The sequence below is a fragment of the Nocardia pseudovaccinii NBRC 100343 genome (assembly GCF_001613225.1).
GTDB classification, from domain to species: domain Bacteria; phylum Actinomycetota; class Actinomycetes; order Mycobacteriales; family Mycobacteriaceae; genus Nocardia; species Nocardia pseudovaccinii.
In genome coordinates this window covers 17,134-34,116 of record NZ_BDBY01000374.1, presented here as the reverse complement: position 1 = coordinate 34,116, position 16,983 = coordinate 17,134, and the positions used below count along the sequence as shown (strand labels likewise).

Genomic DNA, 16,983 nt, shown 5'->3' with positions numbered 1-16,983 from the left:
CCGGCGCTCAGCCAGGCGACTTCCACACATTCTTGATCGGCCTGGCTGTAGCTGCTCTTGAACCACGCAGCACCGGTGAAGTTCACGTTCACAGTTGATACTCCTTTGCTATCTTCCTCAGCAGCGCTCTGCTGTCGACGGGGTTCAGCGAGGCATCGTGCAGAGCCGCCGAGACCTGAAGATAGCGGTCGACATCAACCTGCTTCTGTAAGTAGATATTGGCGGTGACCACGCTCTCGATATAGACGATCGAAGGCTCGACCGGCCTGCCCTTGCTGTCGGTTCCGAAGTCCATGATCACGAAGGGACCCGGTACCACCCCCAGCGGCATTCCCGCGCTGAAGGGGAGTATTGGAATTTCGACATTCGGCCACGTGCTGGCGTCGGCCACGCGGCGCAGCTGATCGCTCATGACCTTTGGACTGCCGACGACCCGCCGAAGCGCGGATTCGTGCAGCACGACATCGAGCATGACCGGCTGGAACTTCCGTTTGACGATCACCTGCCGCTTCATTCGCAGCTCGACGCGGCGCTGGAGGTCGCCATCGGGCTCTCGCAGATTGTAGTTGCGCATAAGCGAGGCGGCATAGGCTTCTGTTTGCAGGAGCCCGGGAATGAGTTCCTGGTACGAAAACAGGTGCCGCGCCGCCCCTTCCAGCTCGATGTAGTTGTCGAAGTTGCCGCGCAGCACGTCGCTGTACTCCGCGTACCAGTTCTTCACGGCCGCTTGCTCGGCAAGGTGTTTCAGCGCAGTGGTCTCTTCCACGCTGCGCTCGTAGATCTCGCACAGATGCTGGACGATTCGGACACGAATCTTATCGGCCGTGCCCTTCTCGAGCCGGTGCAAGGTGGTGGTTCCGATCTCCACCAGCCTCGCCGACTGCGCCAGTGTCATCCCCACCGCTTCGCGATGCTGGCGCAACATGCGCCCCAGCTGTCGCCGGGGCAGGGTGCTGTCTTCCTCGGCCATCTCTGATTACCCCTCGTTGGACGGAATGTCGGACAGCAGGGAGCGGAACCAGTTTGCCACGCTTCTCGGAAACGTCGCTGGCACAACGAAAAATCTCCGATGGATTTCTGAGTCGCCGTTGTGCCTGGTCAGAGTTACTGATGTCGTTGTCTCTGCGCGGCACACGGTGATAGCAGGGAGCAAACCGCATCGTTCGCGAGACCCACCAACCGATGCTCGAGGGCGATGCGGGACCGACACCGCCGAGTGCCGCGCTTCAACCGACCGTCACACCAGTGAGGTTCACACCCATGTCCCGGACGACAACGACGAGGTCGGCTTTTTGGTGTCCGCCGACCGGCACGCGGACTACCGAAGCGCCCGCCACGAATGTCACAACTATGACGAAACATACAGTGGTGGAAGGACATACATACCGATCAGACCGGCCGAAGGCTACAGAATTCGTGGGCGGTGACGTGTACGGACCGGCACCACTCGATACGGGCGCGGCGGCCAGGGCACGCGGGGCGTGGACATGATCGTGACGCCACCGCAGGTGTGCGAGTGCGCCGATGTCGAGCTGGCGCACGAACTACTGCGCACGCACCTCACCTGCCGAGTCGCGCGCTGTGTGTGGAAGGCAGCGGCCTACTACACCCTGATCGACGCAGGCCGACTCGTACCACAGACGGCGACACCGCGGGAGCGTTCCGCCGCGCGGGGAATCGCGTTCCCGCCGTTGGACAGTGCGCCACTCTCACGGAGCGGACCGACGGTACACACACTGCGCGAGGTCCTGGACAAGCTCTCCGAGCTGGCACAACCGATCCCCCGCGCGGACATCACCAACGGCGGCGACAACCAACCTTCCAGTAGTGGGTCGGGATGAGCGAGCATCACACGGAGGTCGGCGGCTGGTTAGCGGAATGGCAGATCGACCACCATCGCATTCGAATCATGCTGGTACACAGCGGATCTGAATCTCATCCGCTTATGTCGGCAAGCGCGCCCGCCGCCGCGCCGGATCTGGCTCGAATGCGTGAGCAATTCCCGGACCTGTCGCCGCTGTGGGATGCGATACGCCACGAGTATTGGGCGGAATTCTTTATAACCCAAGAACATTCACAGGGCACGGTATGACAACTCCGACGAGGGCTTTCCTCATCCGGGCACGCGGATAACTCTCGTCACTTCGACACGCCCGCGCCTGCGGCATTCCGGCATGGTTCTAGCTGGGATCTCCATTCGCCCAATGGATTCCGGCCCACAGCGCGCCGGGAGGACGAGGAGTCTCACGCCGGGATGACGGGCAGAAATCCTGACCAACCCGCGACGAAAGGTACTCGGTGACACACGATCCAGAATCCGTACGAGTACACCTGCTCACGGAGCGTGCCACACGGGCAGGCTATCGACTGATGCGTGACCCCTGGCCGCCATACTCCTGGATCCTGCTGGACGCCGAGGACGGCGAACCGCTGCACTCGGCACCGACGCTCGACCTCATCGAGCAATGGCTGGCCCTGTGACGTAGGGGCCGACGACACGGGTGTGATTGATCACCGCAATGCTTGATATGTCGGTATTTGGCACTAAGTTCGAGCCGCGCGGCTCAGCGCTTCGGTCGCCGTGGTCGTGTCGTCTTTCGCATTGCTGACTACACCCTCAGTCGGAAGGTTCCGGCCATTAACCAGCACATGGTGCCCGAGGTCAACGCCGATCTCGAGTCCTTCGCATCCCGCACCCCGAACAGGGCTGCCTTCTGGCGTCTCGCCGCCGCAGATTTCGGGCTGTCCGCCGACGAACGGTCGGTGCTGCAGCGCACGTTCCATGATTCGACCGAACTGGATAAATGGCTACCGTCCGGCAAGACCTATCGACAGCGGGCTTATGGCTGCTACCGGCTTTCGGTAGCCGATATGCATTTCACCCCCATCGACGAACCGCCGCCGTACATGCAATCGGTCGAGGTCAATCCGCTGGCCGGTGGTATCGAACGCAGGTTCAAACAGATCGAGCCGCGGCATCCGGCGACCGAGCCGACCAGGAAGATCGCGGCCGTCGTTGCCCGCTCGCTGGTGGCGGCCGGTGTCCTGTCGGCGCGGGGCACCCCGGAGGTGCTCGTCGACGCCCATTACATGGCCATCACCGCACCGGGTGAACCAGCGCCGGAGGGTAAGCACCGCGACGGGCTGATCGCCGGATCGGCACATTTGATCGAGCGCCGAAACCTGGCGGATGGCACCGGCATATCGTCCATTTACGACGGCGCCGAACCGGAGGTCGAGCTGGCGTCATTCCAGCTGAGGCGGCCGCTCGACTCCTACGTCTTCGACGATGAGCGTGTCCAGCACTTCACCGACGAGATCCGGCGCAGGATCCCTTTCGTGCAGGCGTATCGAAATGTGCTGCTGCTCGGATTCAGAAGGTGTGACTGACTCGATCGAGAAGATGATCGGCGACCTGGACCGACTGCTCCCGGAGGACGAACTCGTGGCCATCGCCACCGAGCTCACCGCCGTCGCATCCTTCACCGGGCAGGAGACGCCGTTGGCGGTTCAGGTCCAGAAAACACTCGCCGACAACGGTATTCATACCTTCGGACAGGAGGTGCAGCCCGGTCGATTCCAGATGATCGGTCTGCTCGGCCCGCTGCATGGAACACCAGCACTCATGCTGAACGGACATTTGGATATGGATCCGCTGGGCCGCGATCACCCGGAGGGTCCGTTCACCGCGAGACGAATCGGCGACCAACTGTTCGGGGCTGGCCTGCACAATATGAAAAGCGGTCTCGCCGCCATGATCGGCGCGGCAATCGCCGTGCACCGCAGCGGAATACCACTCCGGCAGGGTTTGCTGTTGGAGTTCGTGGTCGGCGAACTTCAGGGCGGGGTCGGCACGAAGCACGCATTGCGATCCGGGCTCACGGCGGCGGCGGCCGTGGTGCCCGAGCCCTATTCGGTCCGTCGCGTCATCACCCGGACGGCGGGCGTGCACAAGTTCGCCCTGGTTGTTCGCGGCCGCAGTGCCCACACCAGCAGGCCAGACGAAGGTGTCGACGCCATCGCGGTGCTGCGGAAGGTTCTCGACCTGCTCGACACGGCCGACATCGGACTGCGCAACTCCGACTTTCCACCGCTGCCGCGCATGCAGGTCGCCAGCCTGCTGGCGGGACGTGGTGAGGGACATGATCTTTCGGGAATTTCCTACTGTGCCGACAAGGCGACTGCCCTCATCGACCTGCGCTACCCGCCGCCCCATGAGCCCGAAGACGTCCACGCGGGCATCGACGCCGCGCTCGACCGCCTCCGCCCGCGTTTTCCGACGGCCACGATCCACCTGGAACATCCGGTCGACCCGCAGTTCCGGGTCAGCGGGACGGATATGCCGCCGATGGACATGTCCCCCGAGTGCGCCGTCGTACGCGACATCGCCGAGTTACTCCCCCTGGTCTCGGATTTCCACGTCGAGGAGACCGGGCTCGCGCTGCCGTACTCGTACTGCGGCAACGACACCACCCACCTCAGCCGGGCGGGCATCGAATGCTGTCTGTTCGGACCGCGCGGAACCACGCCGGGCACCGAACATCACGTGCTGATCAGCGAAATGTCCGCCTGTGCCCGCACACTCGCCGCGCTCGCGATTCGGCGCTGCGCATAACGCGGATCAGTCGCTGCGCATCCGGATTTCGGAGGTGATCTGTTCACCGTGCCGCACACCGGTGCTCGCATAGAGTTCGAGCGCCTGGGAAAGCAGTCGTTCGGCCAGCTCGGCCTGCCCGGTCTTGACCGCGACGGTGGCCAGGCCGCGCAGCGCATCGGCGCGTCCCAGCGGATCACCGATCCGTTCGGCGATCCGCTGGGAATCCTCGTAATACCTTTGGGCGCCGAGGTATTCGCCGAAATGTCGCTCGATATGCCCGAGTCCGCGCAACGTATCCACCTGGCTGAACCGATCGTCGATCTCGACCGCGATGTCGTATGCCTGCTGGAACATACTGCGAGCCTTCTCGTAGTCGCCGGTCTTGCGCGCGATATTGCCAAGACCCCACAGCGTCCACCCCTCGCCGTACCTGTCGTGGATGCGCTTGGCGATCGCCATTGCGTCGTCGAAGTACTCGCGGGCCGTTTCCTGCTCCCCGACCAGCCTTTCGATATGGCCGAGCCCCCGTAGCGCGTCCCCCGCCAACCTCCGGTGGTTCATCTTCTGCGCGATGCGCAGGGCCTCGCCGTATAGGTGCCTGGCCTCGGCCTGTTCGCCCAGTCGCCGGATGACCTCGGCCAGACCCCATTGCGCGGTGGCCACCCGGATCGGGTCGCCGATATCGCCCGCGATGGCGAGTGCCTCCTCCGAGTAGCTGCGGCCGGTCCGATAGTCCGACGCCACCCAGGCCACATGCGCGAGCCCTTGCAGAGCGTCGCATTCGGTGGGTTGATTGGCGATAGACCTGGCCATTTTCAAGGCCTGACCGAAGTAGACCCGTGCCTCCGCGTGATCGCCGGTGCTCCGTGCGGTTTGGCCGAGCTCACACAGGATGGCCGCCTCGGTATTCTGATCCGCCAGTTCGAGTGCGATGGCCCTGGCATGCTCGAACGCCGCCCCCGCCGCCTCGTGGTGGCCCATGAGGCGGTCGACGCGGCCACGGCCGACCAGGGCCCAGGATTCGGCGCGACGATCGTGGACTCGGCCCGCGATGTCGAGGGCGCGGCCGAAGAGGCGGTGGGCCAGGGACCAGTGGCCGGTGCCGGAGAGGTGCGAGGCCAGTCGGCGGGCCAATTCGGCTGCGTCTCTTGTCGGTTCGGCCGCCTGTACGCAGCCCTGCAGCATCTCGCGTTCGCGGGTCAGCCATTCGCGCGCTTGGGTCGCGTCGTCGGAGGGGTTCCAGAGGTGTTCGCTGCCCGCGGGATCGAAGATCTGGTGGGTGCTCGCCTGACGGGCGACGGCGAGGCTTTCGCCGACGAGGCGATCGATGACCGCGGCGTGTTCGGCGGGTGAGTCCTCGCGTTCGGCGTGCATGCGGGCGCACCATCGGGTGAGGTCGTGCATCCGGTAGCGGTGACCACCGGGACCGCCGGAAGACGGGTCGAGGAACCCGGCCTCGAATAGCCTGCGCACCATCATCATTCCGTCACCGAGCGGTACCGAAGCCATCGTCGCCATGGCCTCCGCGGTGATCTCGGGCCCCGGAAACCAGCCCAGAAGGCGAACCGCCCGTTGATGTTTCGGGTCTTGCAAACGCTCATAAGACATCTCGAAGGCGGCACGCAGCGACTCGTCTTCCGCGGCGAACTGATCGAAGAGATGTTCGGCGGCCGAGTCGGTCGCGCGGCGATCCACCGACGCCTCTTTGATCCGCGCCGTCAAATTGGCGATATCGGCCGCGCTGTCGGCGAGCATCTCCTCGCCGTGGTGAGCAATTTGACCGCCGATCAGCCTGATGGCCAACGGAAGTCGGCCCGCCGTCTCCAAGATCAGGCGTACCGCACGCTTGTCGTAGCCGGTGCGTAGATTGCCCAGTTTGACGAGCAGTTCCTCAGCCTCCTCCCACTCCATGACCGCCAACCGCAGCGGTGCGGCACCGGCCAGGCCGGTGAGTTTGCTGCGGCTGGTGATCAGGACGAAACAGCCGGGGGCTTGTGGCAGTAGGTCTTTCACCTGCGCGGTGTCCAGGACATTGTCGAAGACGATGAGCATGCGGCGATCGCTCATGGTGGTGCGCCAGCGGTTCGCCCGCCCGGCCAGGTCCATTTCGATGGTTTCGCGGGCGACCCCGACCTGTAGCAGGAGCTGCTCGAGTACGTCGATGGGTTCGCGCGGATCGCGGCCGAGGGTGTAGCCGTGCAGATCGACCCAGATCGTGCCGTCCGGGTAATGCCGTCCGAAGGCCGCGACGGCGTAGCGTGCCAAAGCGGTCTTGCCGATGCCGGTCAGCCCGACGATCACATGCACCGCGACCGCGCCGCTGCGCAGGTGTTCGGTTACGCGATCACGCAATTGGGCCTTCGGCCCGTCGCGGCCGGTGAAGTGCGGGACCTCGGCGGGCAGGTCACCACCGGTGGGCACCGGGAGTCGGCCGATGGCACGCCGGGCCACCGCCTCGTGGTACTCCAGCCGTTCGTGTTCGGGCATATGCGCCAGGTCGGCGACATCGACGAGCTGGTCCCAGGTGGTGCCGTAGATGGTGGCGAGATTCTTGAGGACGCGGACCGTCGGGCGCACACCGGACGGACGCTCCGGTTCGTCATCGAGAACGACGCCGTCGCGGCTGAACGGCCACGCCTCGTATTCGGAGATCCGGCTGGCCTTCATGGCCGCGGTGGCGCTGTCGGTGAGCTCGTTGTAGCGCTCGGCGACCACGCCCTGGGTCAATTCGTTGGCATAGCGCCAGGCGGCGCGCGGTCGGTACCCGCGCTGACGCAATTCGGCGGCAAGAGGTTCCAGCAGTTGCTGTTCGGTCAATCCGAGATCGGCCAGGCGCTCGCGTAGGCGCCGTCGATCCTCGGCACTGACATTCCCTCCGGGACGTCGGCGGGGGTGGCGACCTGCTCGATCCATCGCCCCACCCTCCCCGCATGCGATGCGCCCGGCCGACGGTGCTGCGCGCGCACCGGAGAATCGAAACGCCGACTGTGATTAATTCCTTGGTATCAGCCGTATTTCCGCTGGTCAAGTGCTTCGGCCGGAGTGAAGAAATCACTTTTGCCGCTGGGATCGCGCCACGCCGAGGCGAACTGACACCGTAGAGGGCAGCAACTGAACAATGTGACAAGTCGCAGCGGATGAAAGGGGTTCGCGCGATGCCGATTACGACCACGGAATGGCTCATCACGAGCGATGTGGCGCACGAGGCGGCCTTCCGGATCGATCTGCCCGAGGGCGGCCGCGGCAAATGGCTGCTGTCGTATCTGCCGACCGACCGTCGGCTGACTCGGGCGCAGGCACTGGCGGGAATGGTTGTGGCGGAGATGATTCTGATGGATCAGTTGGATCCGTCCGGTCGATTCGACCATGAGATAGCCGAATTGCACGCGGCCGAACTGGGTCTCACGCTGCACGAGGTGATGTGCCTGCTCGCACTGCGGGCGCGGCTGGAATCGGATCCGGAGCACGAGATCGAACACGCAACGGCCCTTGCCTGAAGACCGACTGGCGCTGCGGGTTCTGCGCCGGACCCGCAGTTGCCGCGGCCGCCGTCACCGAGGGGAGGACGGCGGCCGCGCAACGATACTCAGCCCGCCTTCGCGACGAGCGCCGCCTGCGCCCGGGCAACCTCGCCGCCGACCTTCTCCTCGTCGACAGTGCGCACCTCGCCATCGCGAACGACCGTGCGCCCGTCGACGATCAACGCCGCCAGCGGCGGGGCGGAGCCGAGAATCAATGCGGTCACCGGGTCATCGATGCCCGCGTGCGCGGGCGTATCGAGGCGCCACAGAGCGAGATCGGCGAGTTTGCCCGGTTCGATCGACCCGATTTCGGCTGCCCGCCCCAGCACCCGCGCACCACCGATGGTGGCCAGCTCCAGAGCTTTTCGAGTGCTGACCGCGCGCGGGCCGCCCTTGGCCCTTGCGTAGAGCAGCGCATTGCGCGGCTCCTCGATCATCGAACTGGATTCATTGCTGGCGGCCCCGTCCACGCCGAGTCCTACCGGCACACCCGCCGCGATCAGATCGGCCGTGCGCGCCGTGCCCGCCCCGATCCGCGCATTCGAGGTCGGGCAATGCGCCACTCCGGTGCCGGTTTCCGCCATCGTGCCGATGGCAGCGTCGTCCAGGTGGATGCCATGGGCGTACCAGACATCCGAGCCGAGCCAGCCGAGCCGCTCCATGTACTGGGCGGGTGTGCAGCCGAATTTGTCCGCACAGTACTCCGCTTCATCGATCGTCTCGGCCAGATGGGTATGCAGGCGTACGCCGAGATCGCGTGCCAGCACAGCGGATTCGCGCAGTAACTCGGTCGTCACCGAGAACGGCGAACATGGCGCGAGTGCGATCCGGAGCATCGAATCGAATGACGAATCATGCCAGCGCGCAACGGCATCCGCGCTCGCGGTGAGAATGGCGTCGAGGGTCTCCACCACCTCGTCGGGCGGCAGCCCACCCGCACTCTGCCCGAGATCCATCGAGCCGCGCGTCGGATGGAATCGCAACCCCACCTCGGCGGCCGCGGCGATCTCCGCGCCGAGCAGGTCACCACCCGCGCGCGGGAAGACGTAATGGTGGTCGGTGGACGTGGTGCACCCCGTCCTGGCCAGCGCGGCGAGCGCACCGGTCGCGGCGACGCGAACCGCATCTTCATCGATGCCCGCCCAGATCGGGTAGAGCGTGGTGAGCCATTCGAACAGCGTGTTATCCGCGGCCAGACCCCGGGTGACCCATTGGTAGAGATGGTGATGGGTGTTCACCAGTCCGGGCGTGAGCAGGCAGCCACGGCCGTCGATGCGGTGCACATCCGCGCCGAGGTCGGGCGCATCACCCGCGCCGACCGCGGTGATCCGGTTGCCCTGCACCGTCACATACCCGCGGCGGTATTCGGTGCCGTGCGGATCGATGGTCGCCACGGCGCACCCGTCGATGACCGTCGTTGTCTTCATGCGCCTACGGTAGCCATGCGGGCCCGGCCTCCGGGGCATCTTCTCGCTGCACAGTGGCGTGGATGAGTCCGTAGGGCCGATCGTCGGCGTGAAAGACCTCGCCGTGGTTCTCGATGCCGAACCGACCGAGGTCGTAGTCGAAATGATGCTTATTCGGCGCGGCCAGCCGGATTTCGGCGAGCACCGGAAAGGCCTCGAGCGCGGCCTTGCCCATTTCGAAGAGCGTCTGCTGCATAGCCTTCGAATGCAGCGTCGCGAAAACCTCGACCATCCGCTGCCGGACGCCCGCGTACACCGCATCCCAGTCCACACCGGTTGTGGCGGCGAAACGCCACTGCGCGACGAGGGAGGTCGCGAGCATCCGGTCGTGCGTCGGGGCGAGGACGGTGAAATCGTCGGTGAGGAAGTCGGCGAACTCCGAGCCGGTCGACTTGAGGATCACCAGATCCTTGACCCCGCCGATGACCCAGGCCTGCTGCCGGTCGCCCTTGCCCGACACCGTGACCGTCGCGGTCCGCACCTCGGAACCCTGCCGCACCCAGGTGTGATCGTGCTCGCTGCCGTCGACGGTGACCCGCTGCCAGGCGTACTCCTCGACCTCGATGCGCGCGCTGTCGACGGGTGCGATCTCGTCGGCGAAATGCGCGGCGAGCGTCAGCGCATAGTCCTCGATCGGTTGCAGCCCAGGCTTTTTCGCATACGCGTAGGCGGTCTGCTTCTGGGTATCGGTGGGCAGCACCTTCGACTGGTCACCGGCGACATAGGCATCGGCGAAATCGCCACGCAGCACCGTGGATACGTTCACATCGCGGATTTCGTGACGCGGCTGGTCCCGGTAGATCCGGACGATGCGGTTCTCCGCCTTTCCGTACCGGTTGTCGGTCAGCACGATCGGCCCGGTCAGCTCCATGAATGGCTCAGCTCCCTCGGTAGGTGGAAAAGGCGAAGGGCGACAACAGCAATGGGACGTGGTAGTGCCGCTCCTCGATGACGACGAACGTGACGGCGACCTCCGGATAGAACGATTCGACCCCGCACTCGGCGAAATATGCGCCGGTAGCGAATACCAGCCGATATGTGCCGGGTGGCAATGCCGCACCGAGCGAGGCGATCCGGCCGTCGGCATCGGTGGCTCCGGAACCGACTACCTCGGTGTCGCGATAGAGCACCACCGCGATACCGGCCGCGGGCGCACCCGCGACGGCATCGAGGACATGTGTGCTGAGCGAGCTCATTCGGCAGCACCGACCAGCAACCGCGTCAACCGAATCCGATTGATCTGCGCCAATTCCGTTCGCATAACCCGCCTTTCGGTCTCGGGATCATTTCCGAGCCGGGCGGTGAGCAATTCCAGCAGTTCGTCCCCGGATTTACCGGTCGCACATACCAGATAGATATGGCCGAACTTCTTCTCATAGGCCAGATTGCCCTCGGCCAGCCCCGCCCGCACCGTATCCCCGGCCCCGGCCACCCCGGCCTGCTCGCGCGCCGATGCCGCGGTATCGGGCCGGGCGCCGATGCGCGGATGTCCGTCGAGTGCGCGATCGATCTGCGCCTCGGACAATTCGGCCAGCACCGCATCGGCCGTATCGAATAGGGCATCGACATTCGCGTACGGCCGCCCGGCAACCAGCGCCCGAGCCCATTCCGGCGCGGCGCAACACACGAGCAAGGCCGCATTCGCCTCCGCTTCGGGCAATGCGTTGAATTCCGCGAGGCCCAACCCGTCGGGTGTCATCGAACCAGCATCGAATACGACCGACCCGGTCGCCAGTCGAACAAGATAGATCACCTCCGGCGTGTCGCCTGCGCTGCCGTATTCGACCTGGGCGCGGATTTCGGAGATGGTCGGGCTCCATGTGGACGATCTACTACTGTCGACGTCAGAGCACTTTTCCGTAACCCACCGGCTACGCTGCCGGGCTACCGTCATTTCATGGCTGCATCACCCGAACCGGTCTGCGCGGGCATCGTCCTGGCCGCGGGCGCCGGAACACGCTACGGGATGCCCAAGGCATTGGCCGAGGGCGGCGCCTGGCTGCGGTCGGCGGTGGCGGCGTTGCGCGACGGTGGCTGCGATCCGGTGATCGTGGTGCTCGGCGCGACCGGACCTGCGCCGGACGCGGTCGACCTACCCGAGGGTGTCGATCACGTGTGGGCGGCGGACTGGGCGACCGGACTCGGGGCCTCGCTGCGGGCGGGTTTGCGAGCCGTCGCGCACACCCCCGCCGAGTACGTCGCGATCATGCCGGTGGATACCCCCGATGTCGGGGCCGATGTGGTCGCCCGGGTGGTCGGCGCGGCCTTCGCGGCACCCACCGGCCTGGCGCGAGCTGTGTTCCACGCCACACCCGGCCATCCCGTTGTCATGTCTCATAAGCACTGGACCTCGGTGTATCAAGCAGCTGTTAGAGATTCCGGCGGGCGCACCTATTTAGCCGGTAATAACGATATGGTGTGCGTCACGTGCGACGATTTGGCGACAGGCGATGATCGTGACTTCCCGGCCACGCCGCACGCGTGAGCGGAGCTGAACAGATGCGGGACATCGTCGACGACCTATTGCGGGTGTGGCATTCGGGCCGGACAGGTGGACTGGCCACCGTCGTGCGAACTGTAGGTTCCGGACCGCTGCCGGTCGGAACATCGATCCTGATAGATGCCAATGGCGCGGTCTACGGTTCACTCCTGGGCGGGAGCGTCGAGACGACCGTGATCGAGGCGGCCGCCGATGCCGCGCGCAGCGGTCGACGCGGACTGCACCGCTTCGGCGTCCCGCCGGGCGAGCCCGGATTGGACTCCGGCGGCATGGTCGATGTTTTCGTCGAGCCGTTCTCGCGCCGGGACTTTCCGGAATTCCCCTCCATAGCCGCGGAAATCGCCGCGCACCGCCGGGTTACCCTCTTCACCGTGGTGTGGAACCAGGATCCGGATCTGATCGGACAGCATCTGATCACCCCGCAGCGTCATGCGACGGAACTGGTCGCGCTGCCCGAATCCGACGTGTTCGTCGCCTCGTTCCCGCCGCCACCGCGGCTGATCATCTTCGGCGCCAACGCTTTTGCCGCAGCGCTGGCGGTCCAGGCCAAACTGCTCGGCTACCGCGTCACGATCTGCGATTCCCGCGACACCTTCGCAACACCCGAGGCCTTCCCTGGTGCCGAGGTGGTCGTCGACTGGCCGCACCGATACCTGAACACCCTGTCGGCGGCGGGCGAAATCGATAGCAGCACGGCGATTGTCGTCCTCGGGCACGATCCGACGTTCGAAATCCCGCTGCTCACCGTGGCACTGCGACTACCCGAACTGGGTTACCTCGCCGCGAACGGCTCCTGGTCCGCACACCTGAGACGCATCGAAGACCTACAAGCTGGCGGCTTCGACAACGCGACGCTCGCCCGCCTGCACTCCCCCGCCGGTCTCGATATCGGGGCACGCACCGCCGCCGAGGTCGCCGTTTCGATCGCCGCCGAACTGCTTGTCGCCCGGACCGGAACCGAGCGGCGGATCACCGAAAACCGGGACGTCGCACCGCAATTCAAGGAATTCCCGGCCAACGCCCCGGTGGCGCTCTAGCGCTACTTCAGGCCCGGATTCTCCGCATAAACCTCGCGCAGCACCGAGAGGTCGAACAGCTGGTCGGCCTTGATATCTATCTTGGCATTGCGCAGCGCGGCGATATTCTGCTCGATCAACTGATCGGTCATGGTCAGCAAACCATTGGCGGTCGAATCCGCGGAGACGACGAGGCCGTTCTGCGCGGTCGCCTCCTGGGTCTGTTCATTCAGATCGAGCTTCTGATCCTTGCCGTATACCTCGACCGCGAGTCGCGCCGATTCGGCCGGATTCGCGACCGCATCCTTCCAGCCCTTGATCTCGGCGATCAGGAAGGCCTTCAGCTTGTCGCGTTCCTTATCGATGGTGGACTGCTTGACGGTCAGGGTCTCGGCCACCAGCGGCAGGTTGTAATCGGCGAAGAGGAAGTTCGTATTCTGGAATCCCTTGGCGGTCAACGTGATCGGTTCATTGGTCACATAGCTGACCCAGCCGTCGACCTCGCCGTTGGCCAGCGGAGTCGGATCGTATTGCGCGGGCACGATGGTCACATCGCTCGGCTTCATGCCATTGGCGTTCAGCAGCGCGTTGAAGATCAGCTGATTGGTGTCCTGGACGCCGATCTTGCGGCCCTTCATGTCCTGCGGGGTCTTGATCGGCTTGGCGGCGGAGCTGACGATGCAGAACGGGTTCTTCTGATAGGTGGTCGCGACGATCTTGGCTGGTAGACCCTCCAGGATCGCGGGCGCGGTGGTCTGCGGAGCCGAGGTGCCGAGCCAGACCTTGCCGGTGTCCAAGCCTGCCTCGACCGAGGTGCTCGCCGCGCCACCGGCGATCAGATTCACCGAACCGAATCCGGCTTCCTTGTAGTAGCCCTTGGAATCGGCGAAGTATTCGCCCGCGAATTCGATGTTCTTCAGCCAGGACAGCTGGATCGCGACGGAACCGTACTTGGATCCGTCCGCCACCGACCCGCCCGACGAGTCTTTCGAATCATCGCCACATGCGGCAAGCAGGCTCGCACCGCCCAATGCGGCGCCGGCCAGCGCGGAGTAACGAAACAGGGATCGCCGGTTCAGGTTCGGCCCGAACGAAGAGCGTTGTACGGGGTTCATGAGCCGAATCTAAGGGGATTGGTGTTTCGATTTCTTTACTTTGGCGTTCCGAGCATTGATTTGCGAAAAACTGACTGGTCAGCGGCGACCCGCCTCGGGGCCGAAGCGGGCCAGCACCAGATTTTCGATGACGCCGACGATCGCGTACAGCAGCACCGAGACGATGGTCACGATCACGATCGAGGCCCACAGCTTGCTGTATTGGAAGGTCGGGATGGCGCGAATCAGACTGGCACCCAATCCCGTTCCGCTACCCAACCATTCACCGAGCAATGCGCCGATCAGCGCGCCGGGCACCGAAATTCGCGCGGCCGCGAAGACCGAGGGCAGGGCAGCGGGCACGGCGACCATGCGCAGTCCGGTCCAGCGGGAGCCGCCGTAGGCGGCCACCAGATCCATCGCCTGCCGCGGTGCATTGCGCAATCCGGCCATGATCATCACGAGCGCCGGGAAGAACACCACGATCGCCGCGAGCACCGTCACACCGGCCAATCCGCGCCCGAATACCAGCACGATGATCGGCGTCAGCGCCACCAGGGGCACCGACCGCAGCAGCATGGCCACCGGCATGAACGTCTGCTCGACCACCGCGAACGAGACGAACAGCGCCGCGACGACGAGTGCGGCCAGCATGCCGACACCGAAGCCGATCGCGGCGTCGCGCAGGGTGATCTGCAGGTCGTCGAAGATCGCCTGACGTGCGGTGTGTGCGCCGGAGGAGTTGAACAGGTACTTCCAGATATCGCTGGGCGTTTTGCCTACTCGCGGGCCGACCTGGGGGAAGGCCTTCAGGAAGACGTACCAGATCACCAGCATCAGCAGGAGTGCGGTGACCAGAGGGAACAGGAAGCGGCCGATCCTGGTCAGCACAGCGAGCGTCCCCGCGGCGGCACCGCGTTGGGGCCGCGTGCTCTCCACGGCGGGCGGTGCGGGGGCAGTCACGTTGTCCACCGGCCCGAGTTCGTCAGTCATCTCACTCCTCCAAACGATGGGCGCGGCGGCCCGCGCGGTCTCGTCCGGCGCACACTGTTTCACCCACCGCGCGCCTCCTGGCTCGGCGCACGCCAACATGTTCGCGCCAGAATTCATCCGGCGACCGCGGGGCGCTGATTTGTGCGCGGCTCATCTCTGCTCCTGCGCGGTCCACGGGGTGACCAGTCGAGCGACCAAAGCGACAATCGCGTAGCCGAGGCCCGCGAGGGCGGCGGCGGCCAGGGCCATGCCCCAGGTTCGCGGCACGTTGTACGCGGTCTGCGCGGCGGTCAGCGCGACACCGATGCCGCTGTCCACCCCGCCGAGGTATTCGCCGATGATCGCGCCGAGCACGGCCGACGGCGCGGCAATCTTCAACGCCGCGAACAGATTCGGCAGTGCGGCGATCGCCTGCACGCGGTAGAGCTGCTGCCAGCGACCGCCGCCGTAGGCGCGGATCAGGTCGAGGCTGGTGACATCGGCCGAGCGCAATCCGGTGACCGTGCCGACCATGGTGGTGAAGAAGCAGTACATCGCCGCGAGGAAGACCGTTGGGGTGCGTCCGCCGAAGACCACCAGGATGATCGGTCCGAGCGCGAGCAGCGGGATGCAGTAACTGAGGATGGCGAGCTGGGTCGCCAGCGGTTCGATCCAGGGCATCAGCACGATGAGCATCGCCAGCGCGATGGCCAGCGCGTTGCCCCAGATGAACCCCTTCAGCGCACCGAGCGCGGTGATCCGGAAGTTGGGGCCGTACAGATCCCGGCCATCGGTGTACATGGTGTGCAGGACAGTCCACGGACTCGGGATCGTCCCACCCGCAACCTCCAGCGCGGCCAGCAGCCACCAGATCGCGATCAATCCGAGGACGCCGATCAGTCCGCCGATCCGTTTCATGCCGCACCCCCTCGACGGTGTCGGCGACACGGCACCGATCCGGTCCAGTGGCGCTCGGCTGTGTTCATTGTTCGCTCGCTCATGCGACTCCCCCTTTGCCGGATTTCCCGAAGAGCAGCTCCGATAGGTAATCGTGCAGCCTGTGGAATTCCGGCGTGCGCATCATCTCGGGCGTACGCGGGCGCGGCAGATCGATCTTCACCAGTTCCAGCACCCGGCCCGGCCGCGGACTCATCACCGCGACGACATCGGAGAGGAAGACCGCCTCGGCGATACCGTGCGTGACCATCAGGGTGGTCGCGGGCTTCTCGGTCCAGATCCGCAGCAGTTCCAGATTCAGCCGCTGTCTGGTCATATCGTCGAGAGCGCCGAACGGTTCGTCGAGCAGCAGCACGGTCGGCTTCACCACCAGTGCGCGCGCGATCGAAACACGTTGGCGCATACCACCGGACAGCTGCGCCGGTTTGGCCTTCTCGAAGCCCTCCAAGCCGACCAGCCGCACCAGATCCGCGATCAGTCCCGGATCCGGCGAGATCCCCGCGACCTGTAGGGGCAGTTTGATATTGGATTCCACCGAACGCCACGGCAGCAGCGCCGAATCCTGGAAGGCGATGCCGAGTTCATGGCGGCTGCGCAGTTGGGCGGGGGTCTCACCGTCGATGAGCGTCTTGCCCGCGGTCGGTGTCTCCAGTCCGGCCAGGATGCGCAGCACCGTCGATTTACCGCAGCCGGATGGTCCGAGCAGGGACAGGAACGCGCCCTGTTCGGTATGCAGCTCCACATCGTCGAGCGCCTGCACCGTCTTCCGGCCGACCCGGAATGTCTTCGTCAAACCGCTGATGTGGATGCCCGTCCCGCCGGTGGGCTCCTCGGTACCGCTCGCCGTCATGACCAAAACA

18 protein-coding genes are annotated in these 16,983 nt (G+C 65.2%); 7 read left to right on the top strand and 11 right to left on the bottom strand.

The annotated features are described in order from the left end of the window. Positions 1-86 (bottom strand): DUF397 domain-containing protein (locus NP3_RS51700; protein ID WP_373864821.1); only part of this gene is annotated, 86 nt, incomplete at its 3' end. A 2-nt stretch (positions 87-88) separates the two neighbouring features. Continuing rightward, positions 89-970 (bottom strand): helix-turn-helix domain-containing protein, encoded by an 882-nt coding sequence (locus tag NP3_RS40535; protein WP_063047000.1) that lies wholly within the window; start codon positions 968-970, stop codon positions 89-91. Positions 971-1,487: 517 nt separating this feature from the next. Between NP3_RS40535 and NP3_RS40530 the strand changes: the two genes are divergently transcribed. The 4 genes from NP3_RS40530 (at position 1,488) to NP3_RS40515 (ending at position 4,615) form a co-directional block, all read left to right on the top strand. Beyond that, on the top strand, positions 1,488-1,841 hold the full coding sequence (locus NP3_RS40530; protein WP_157124878.1) for a hypothetical protein: 354 nt from the start codon (positions 1,488-1,490) through the stop codon (positions 1,839-1,841). Further along, on the top strand, positions 1,838-2,092 hold the full coding sequence (locus NP3_RS40525) for a hypothetical protein (RefSeq protein ID WP_063046998.1): 255 nt from the start codon (positions 1,838-1,840) through the stop codon (positions 2,090-2,092). The genes NP3_RS40530 and NP3_RS40525 overlap by 4 nt, the downstream gene beginning before the upstream one ends. A gap of 560 nt (positions 2,093-2,652) precedes the next feature. Next, positions 2,653-3,390, top strand: coding sequence for a 2OG-Fe dioxygenase family protein (locus tag NP3_RS40520; RefSeq protein ID WP_169814665.1), 738 nt, complete (start codon positions 2,653-2,655; stop codon positions 3,388-3,390). Then, positions 3,383-4,615, top strand: a complete 1,233-nt coding sequence (locus NP3_RS40515) for a M20 family metallopeptidase (protein ID WP_063046996.1) — start codon at positions 3,383-3,385, stop codon at positions 4,613-4,615. Before NP3_RS40520 ends, NP3_RS40515 begins: the two co-directional genes overlap by 8 nt. Before the next feature lie 6 nt (positions 4,616-4,621). Here the strand turns inward: NP3_RS40515 and NP3_RS40510 are convergent, their stop codons facing one another. Continuing rightward, a complete protein-coding gene (locus NP3_RS40510) occupies positions 4,622-7,510 on the bottom strand; it encodes a tetratricopeptide repeat protein (protein ID WP_084509586.1) in 2,889 nt (962 codons plus the stop codon). 242 nt (positions 7,511-7,752) lie between these two features. Here NP3_RS40510 and NP3_RS40505 point away from each other — a divergent pair, with 242 nt between their 5' ends. Beyond that, positions 7,753-8,094, top strand: a complete 342-nt coding sequence (locus tag NP3_RS40505; protein WP_063046994.1) for a hypothetical protein — start codon at positions 7,753-7,755, stop codon at positions 8,092-8,094. Between the two features lie 89 nt (positions 8,095-8,183). Here NP3_RS40505 and NP3_RS40500 read toward each other — a convergent pair whose 3' ends face one another. From NP3_RS40500 to uraD, 4 genes are read right to left on the bottom strand one after another with little or no spacing between them, the layout of a single operon-like run. Continuing rightward, the gene (locus tag NP3_RS40500; protein WP_063046993.1) at positions 8,184-9,545 is read right to left on the bottom strand and encodes an 8-oxoguanine deaminase; all 1,362 of its coding nucleotides are present in this window, start codon (positions 9,543-9,545) and stop codon (positions 8,184-8,186) included. A gap of 4 nt (positions 9,546-9,549) precedes the next feature. Then, the gene (gene pucL / locus NP3_RS40495) at positions 9,550-10,455 is read right to left on the bottom strand and encodes a factor-independent urate hydroxylase (RefSeq protein WP_063046992.1); all 906 of its coding nucleotides are present in this window, start codon (positions 10,453-10,455) and stop codon (positions 9,550-9,552) included. 7 nt (positions 10,456-10,462) lie between these two features. Continuing rightward, on the bottom strand, positions 10,463-10,780 hold the full coding sequence (gene uraH, locus NP3_RS40490; protein WP_063046991.1) for a hydroxyisourate hydrolase: 318 nt from the start codon (positions 10,778-10,780) through the stop codon (positions 10,463-10,465). Beyond that, entirely contained in the window at positions 10,777-11,283 is a 507-nt protein-coding gene (gene uraD / locus NP3_RS40485) for a 2-oxo-4-hydroxy-4-carboxy-5-ureidoimidazoline decarboxylase (RefSeq protein ID WP_063047005.1), read from the bottom strand. The genes uraH and uraD overlap by 4 nt, the downstream gene beginning before the upstream one ends. Before the next feature lie 198 nt (positions 11,284-11,481). On the opposite strand from uraD, the gene NP3_RS40480 reads away from it, so the two are divergent. After that, positions 11,482-12,069, top strand: coding sequence for a nucleotidyltransferase family protein (locus tag NP3_RS40480; RefSeq protein WP_063046990.1), 588 nt, complete (start codon positions 11,482-11,484; stop codon positions 12,067-12,069). 14 nt (positions 12,070-12,083) lie between these two features. Next, the gene (locus NP3_RS40475) at positions 12,084-13,121 is read left to right on the top strand and encodes an XdhC family protein (RefSeq protein ID WP_063825048.1); all 1,038 of its coding nucleotides are present in this window, start codon (positions 12,084-12,086) and stop codon (positions 13,119-13,121) included. A gap of 2 nt (positions 13,122-13,123) precedes the next feature. On the opposite strand, the gene NP3_RS40470 is transcribed toward NP3_RS40475, so the two are convergent. The 4 genes from NP3_RS40470 to NP3_RS40455 all read right to left on the bottom strand — a co-directional run bounded on the left by NP3_RS40470 (position 13,124) and on the right by NP3_RS40455 (position 16,973). Then, positions 13,124-14,215 carry an ABC transporter substrate-binding protein gene (locus tag NP3_RS40470; RefSeq protein ID WP_063046989.1) on the bottom strand — a complete coding sequence of 364 codons (1,092 nt, stop codon included), beginning with the start codon at positions 14,213-14,215 and terminating at the stop codon, positions 13,124-13,126. A 78-nt stretch (positions 14,216-14,293) separates the two neighbouring features. Then, positions 14,294-15,031, bottom strand: a complete 738-nt coding sequence (locus NP3_RS40465) for an ABC transporter permease (RefSeq protein WP_245721310.1) — start codon at positions 15,029-15,031, stop codon at positions 14,294-14,296. A gap of 306 nt (positions 15,032-15,337) precedes the next feature. Beyond that, on the bottom strand, positions 15,338-16,084 hold the full coding sequence (locus NP3_RS40460) for an ABC transporter permease (protein ID WP_084509584.1): 747 nt from the start codon (positions 16,082-16,084) through the stop codon (positions 15,338-15,340). A gap of 79 nt (positions 16,085-16,163) precedes the next feature. Continuing rightward, positions 16,164-16,973, bottom strand: coding sequence for an ABC transporter ATP-binding protein (locus tag NP3_RS40455; RefSeq protein WP_063046987.1), 810 nt, complete (start codon positions 16,971-16,973; stop codon positions 16,164-16,166). Positions 16,974-16,983 lie beyond the last annotated feature (10 nt).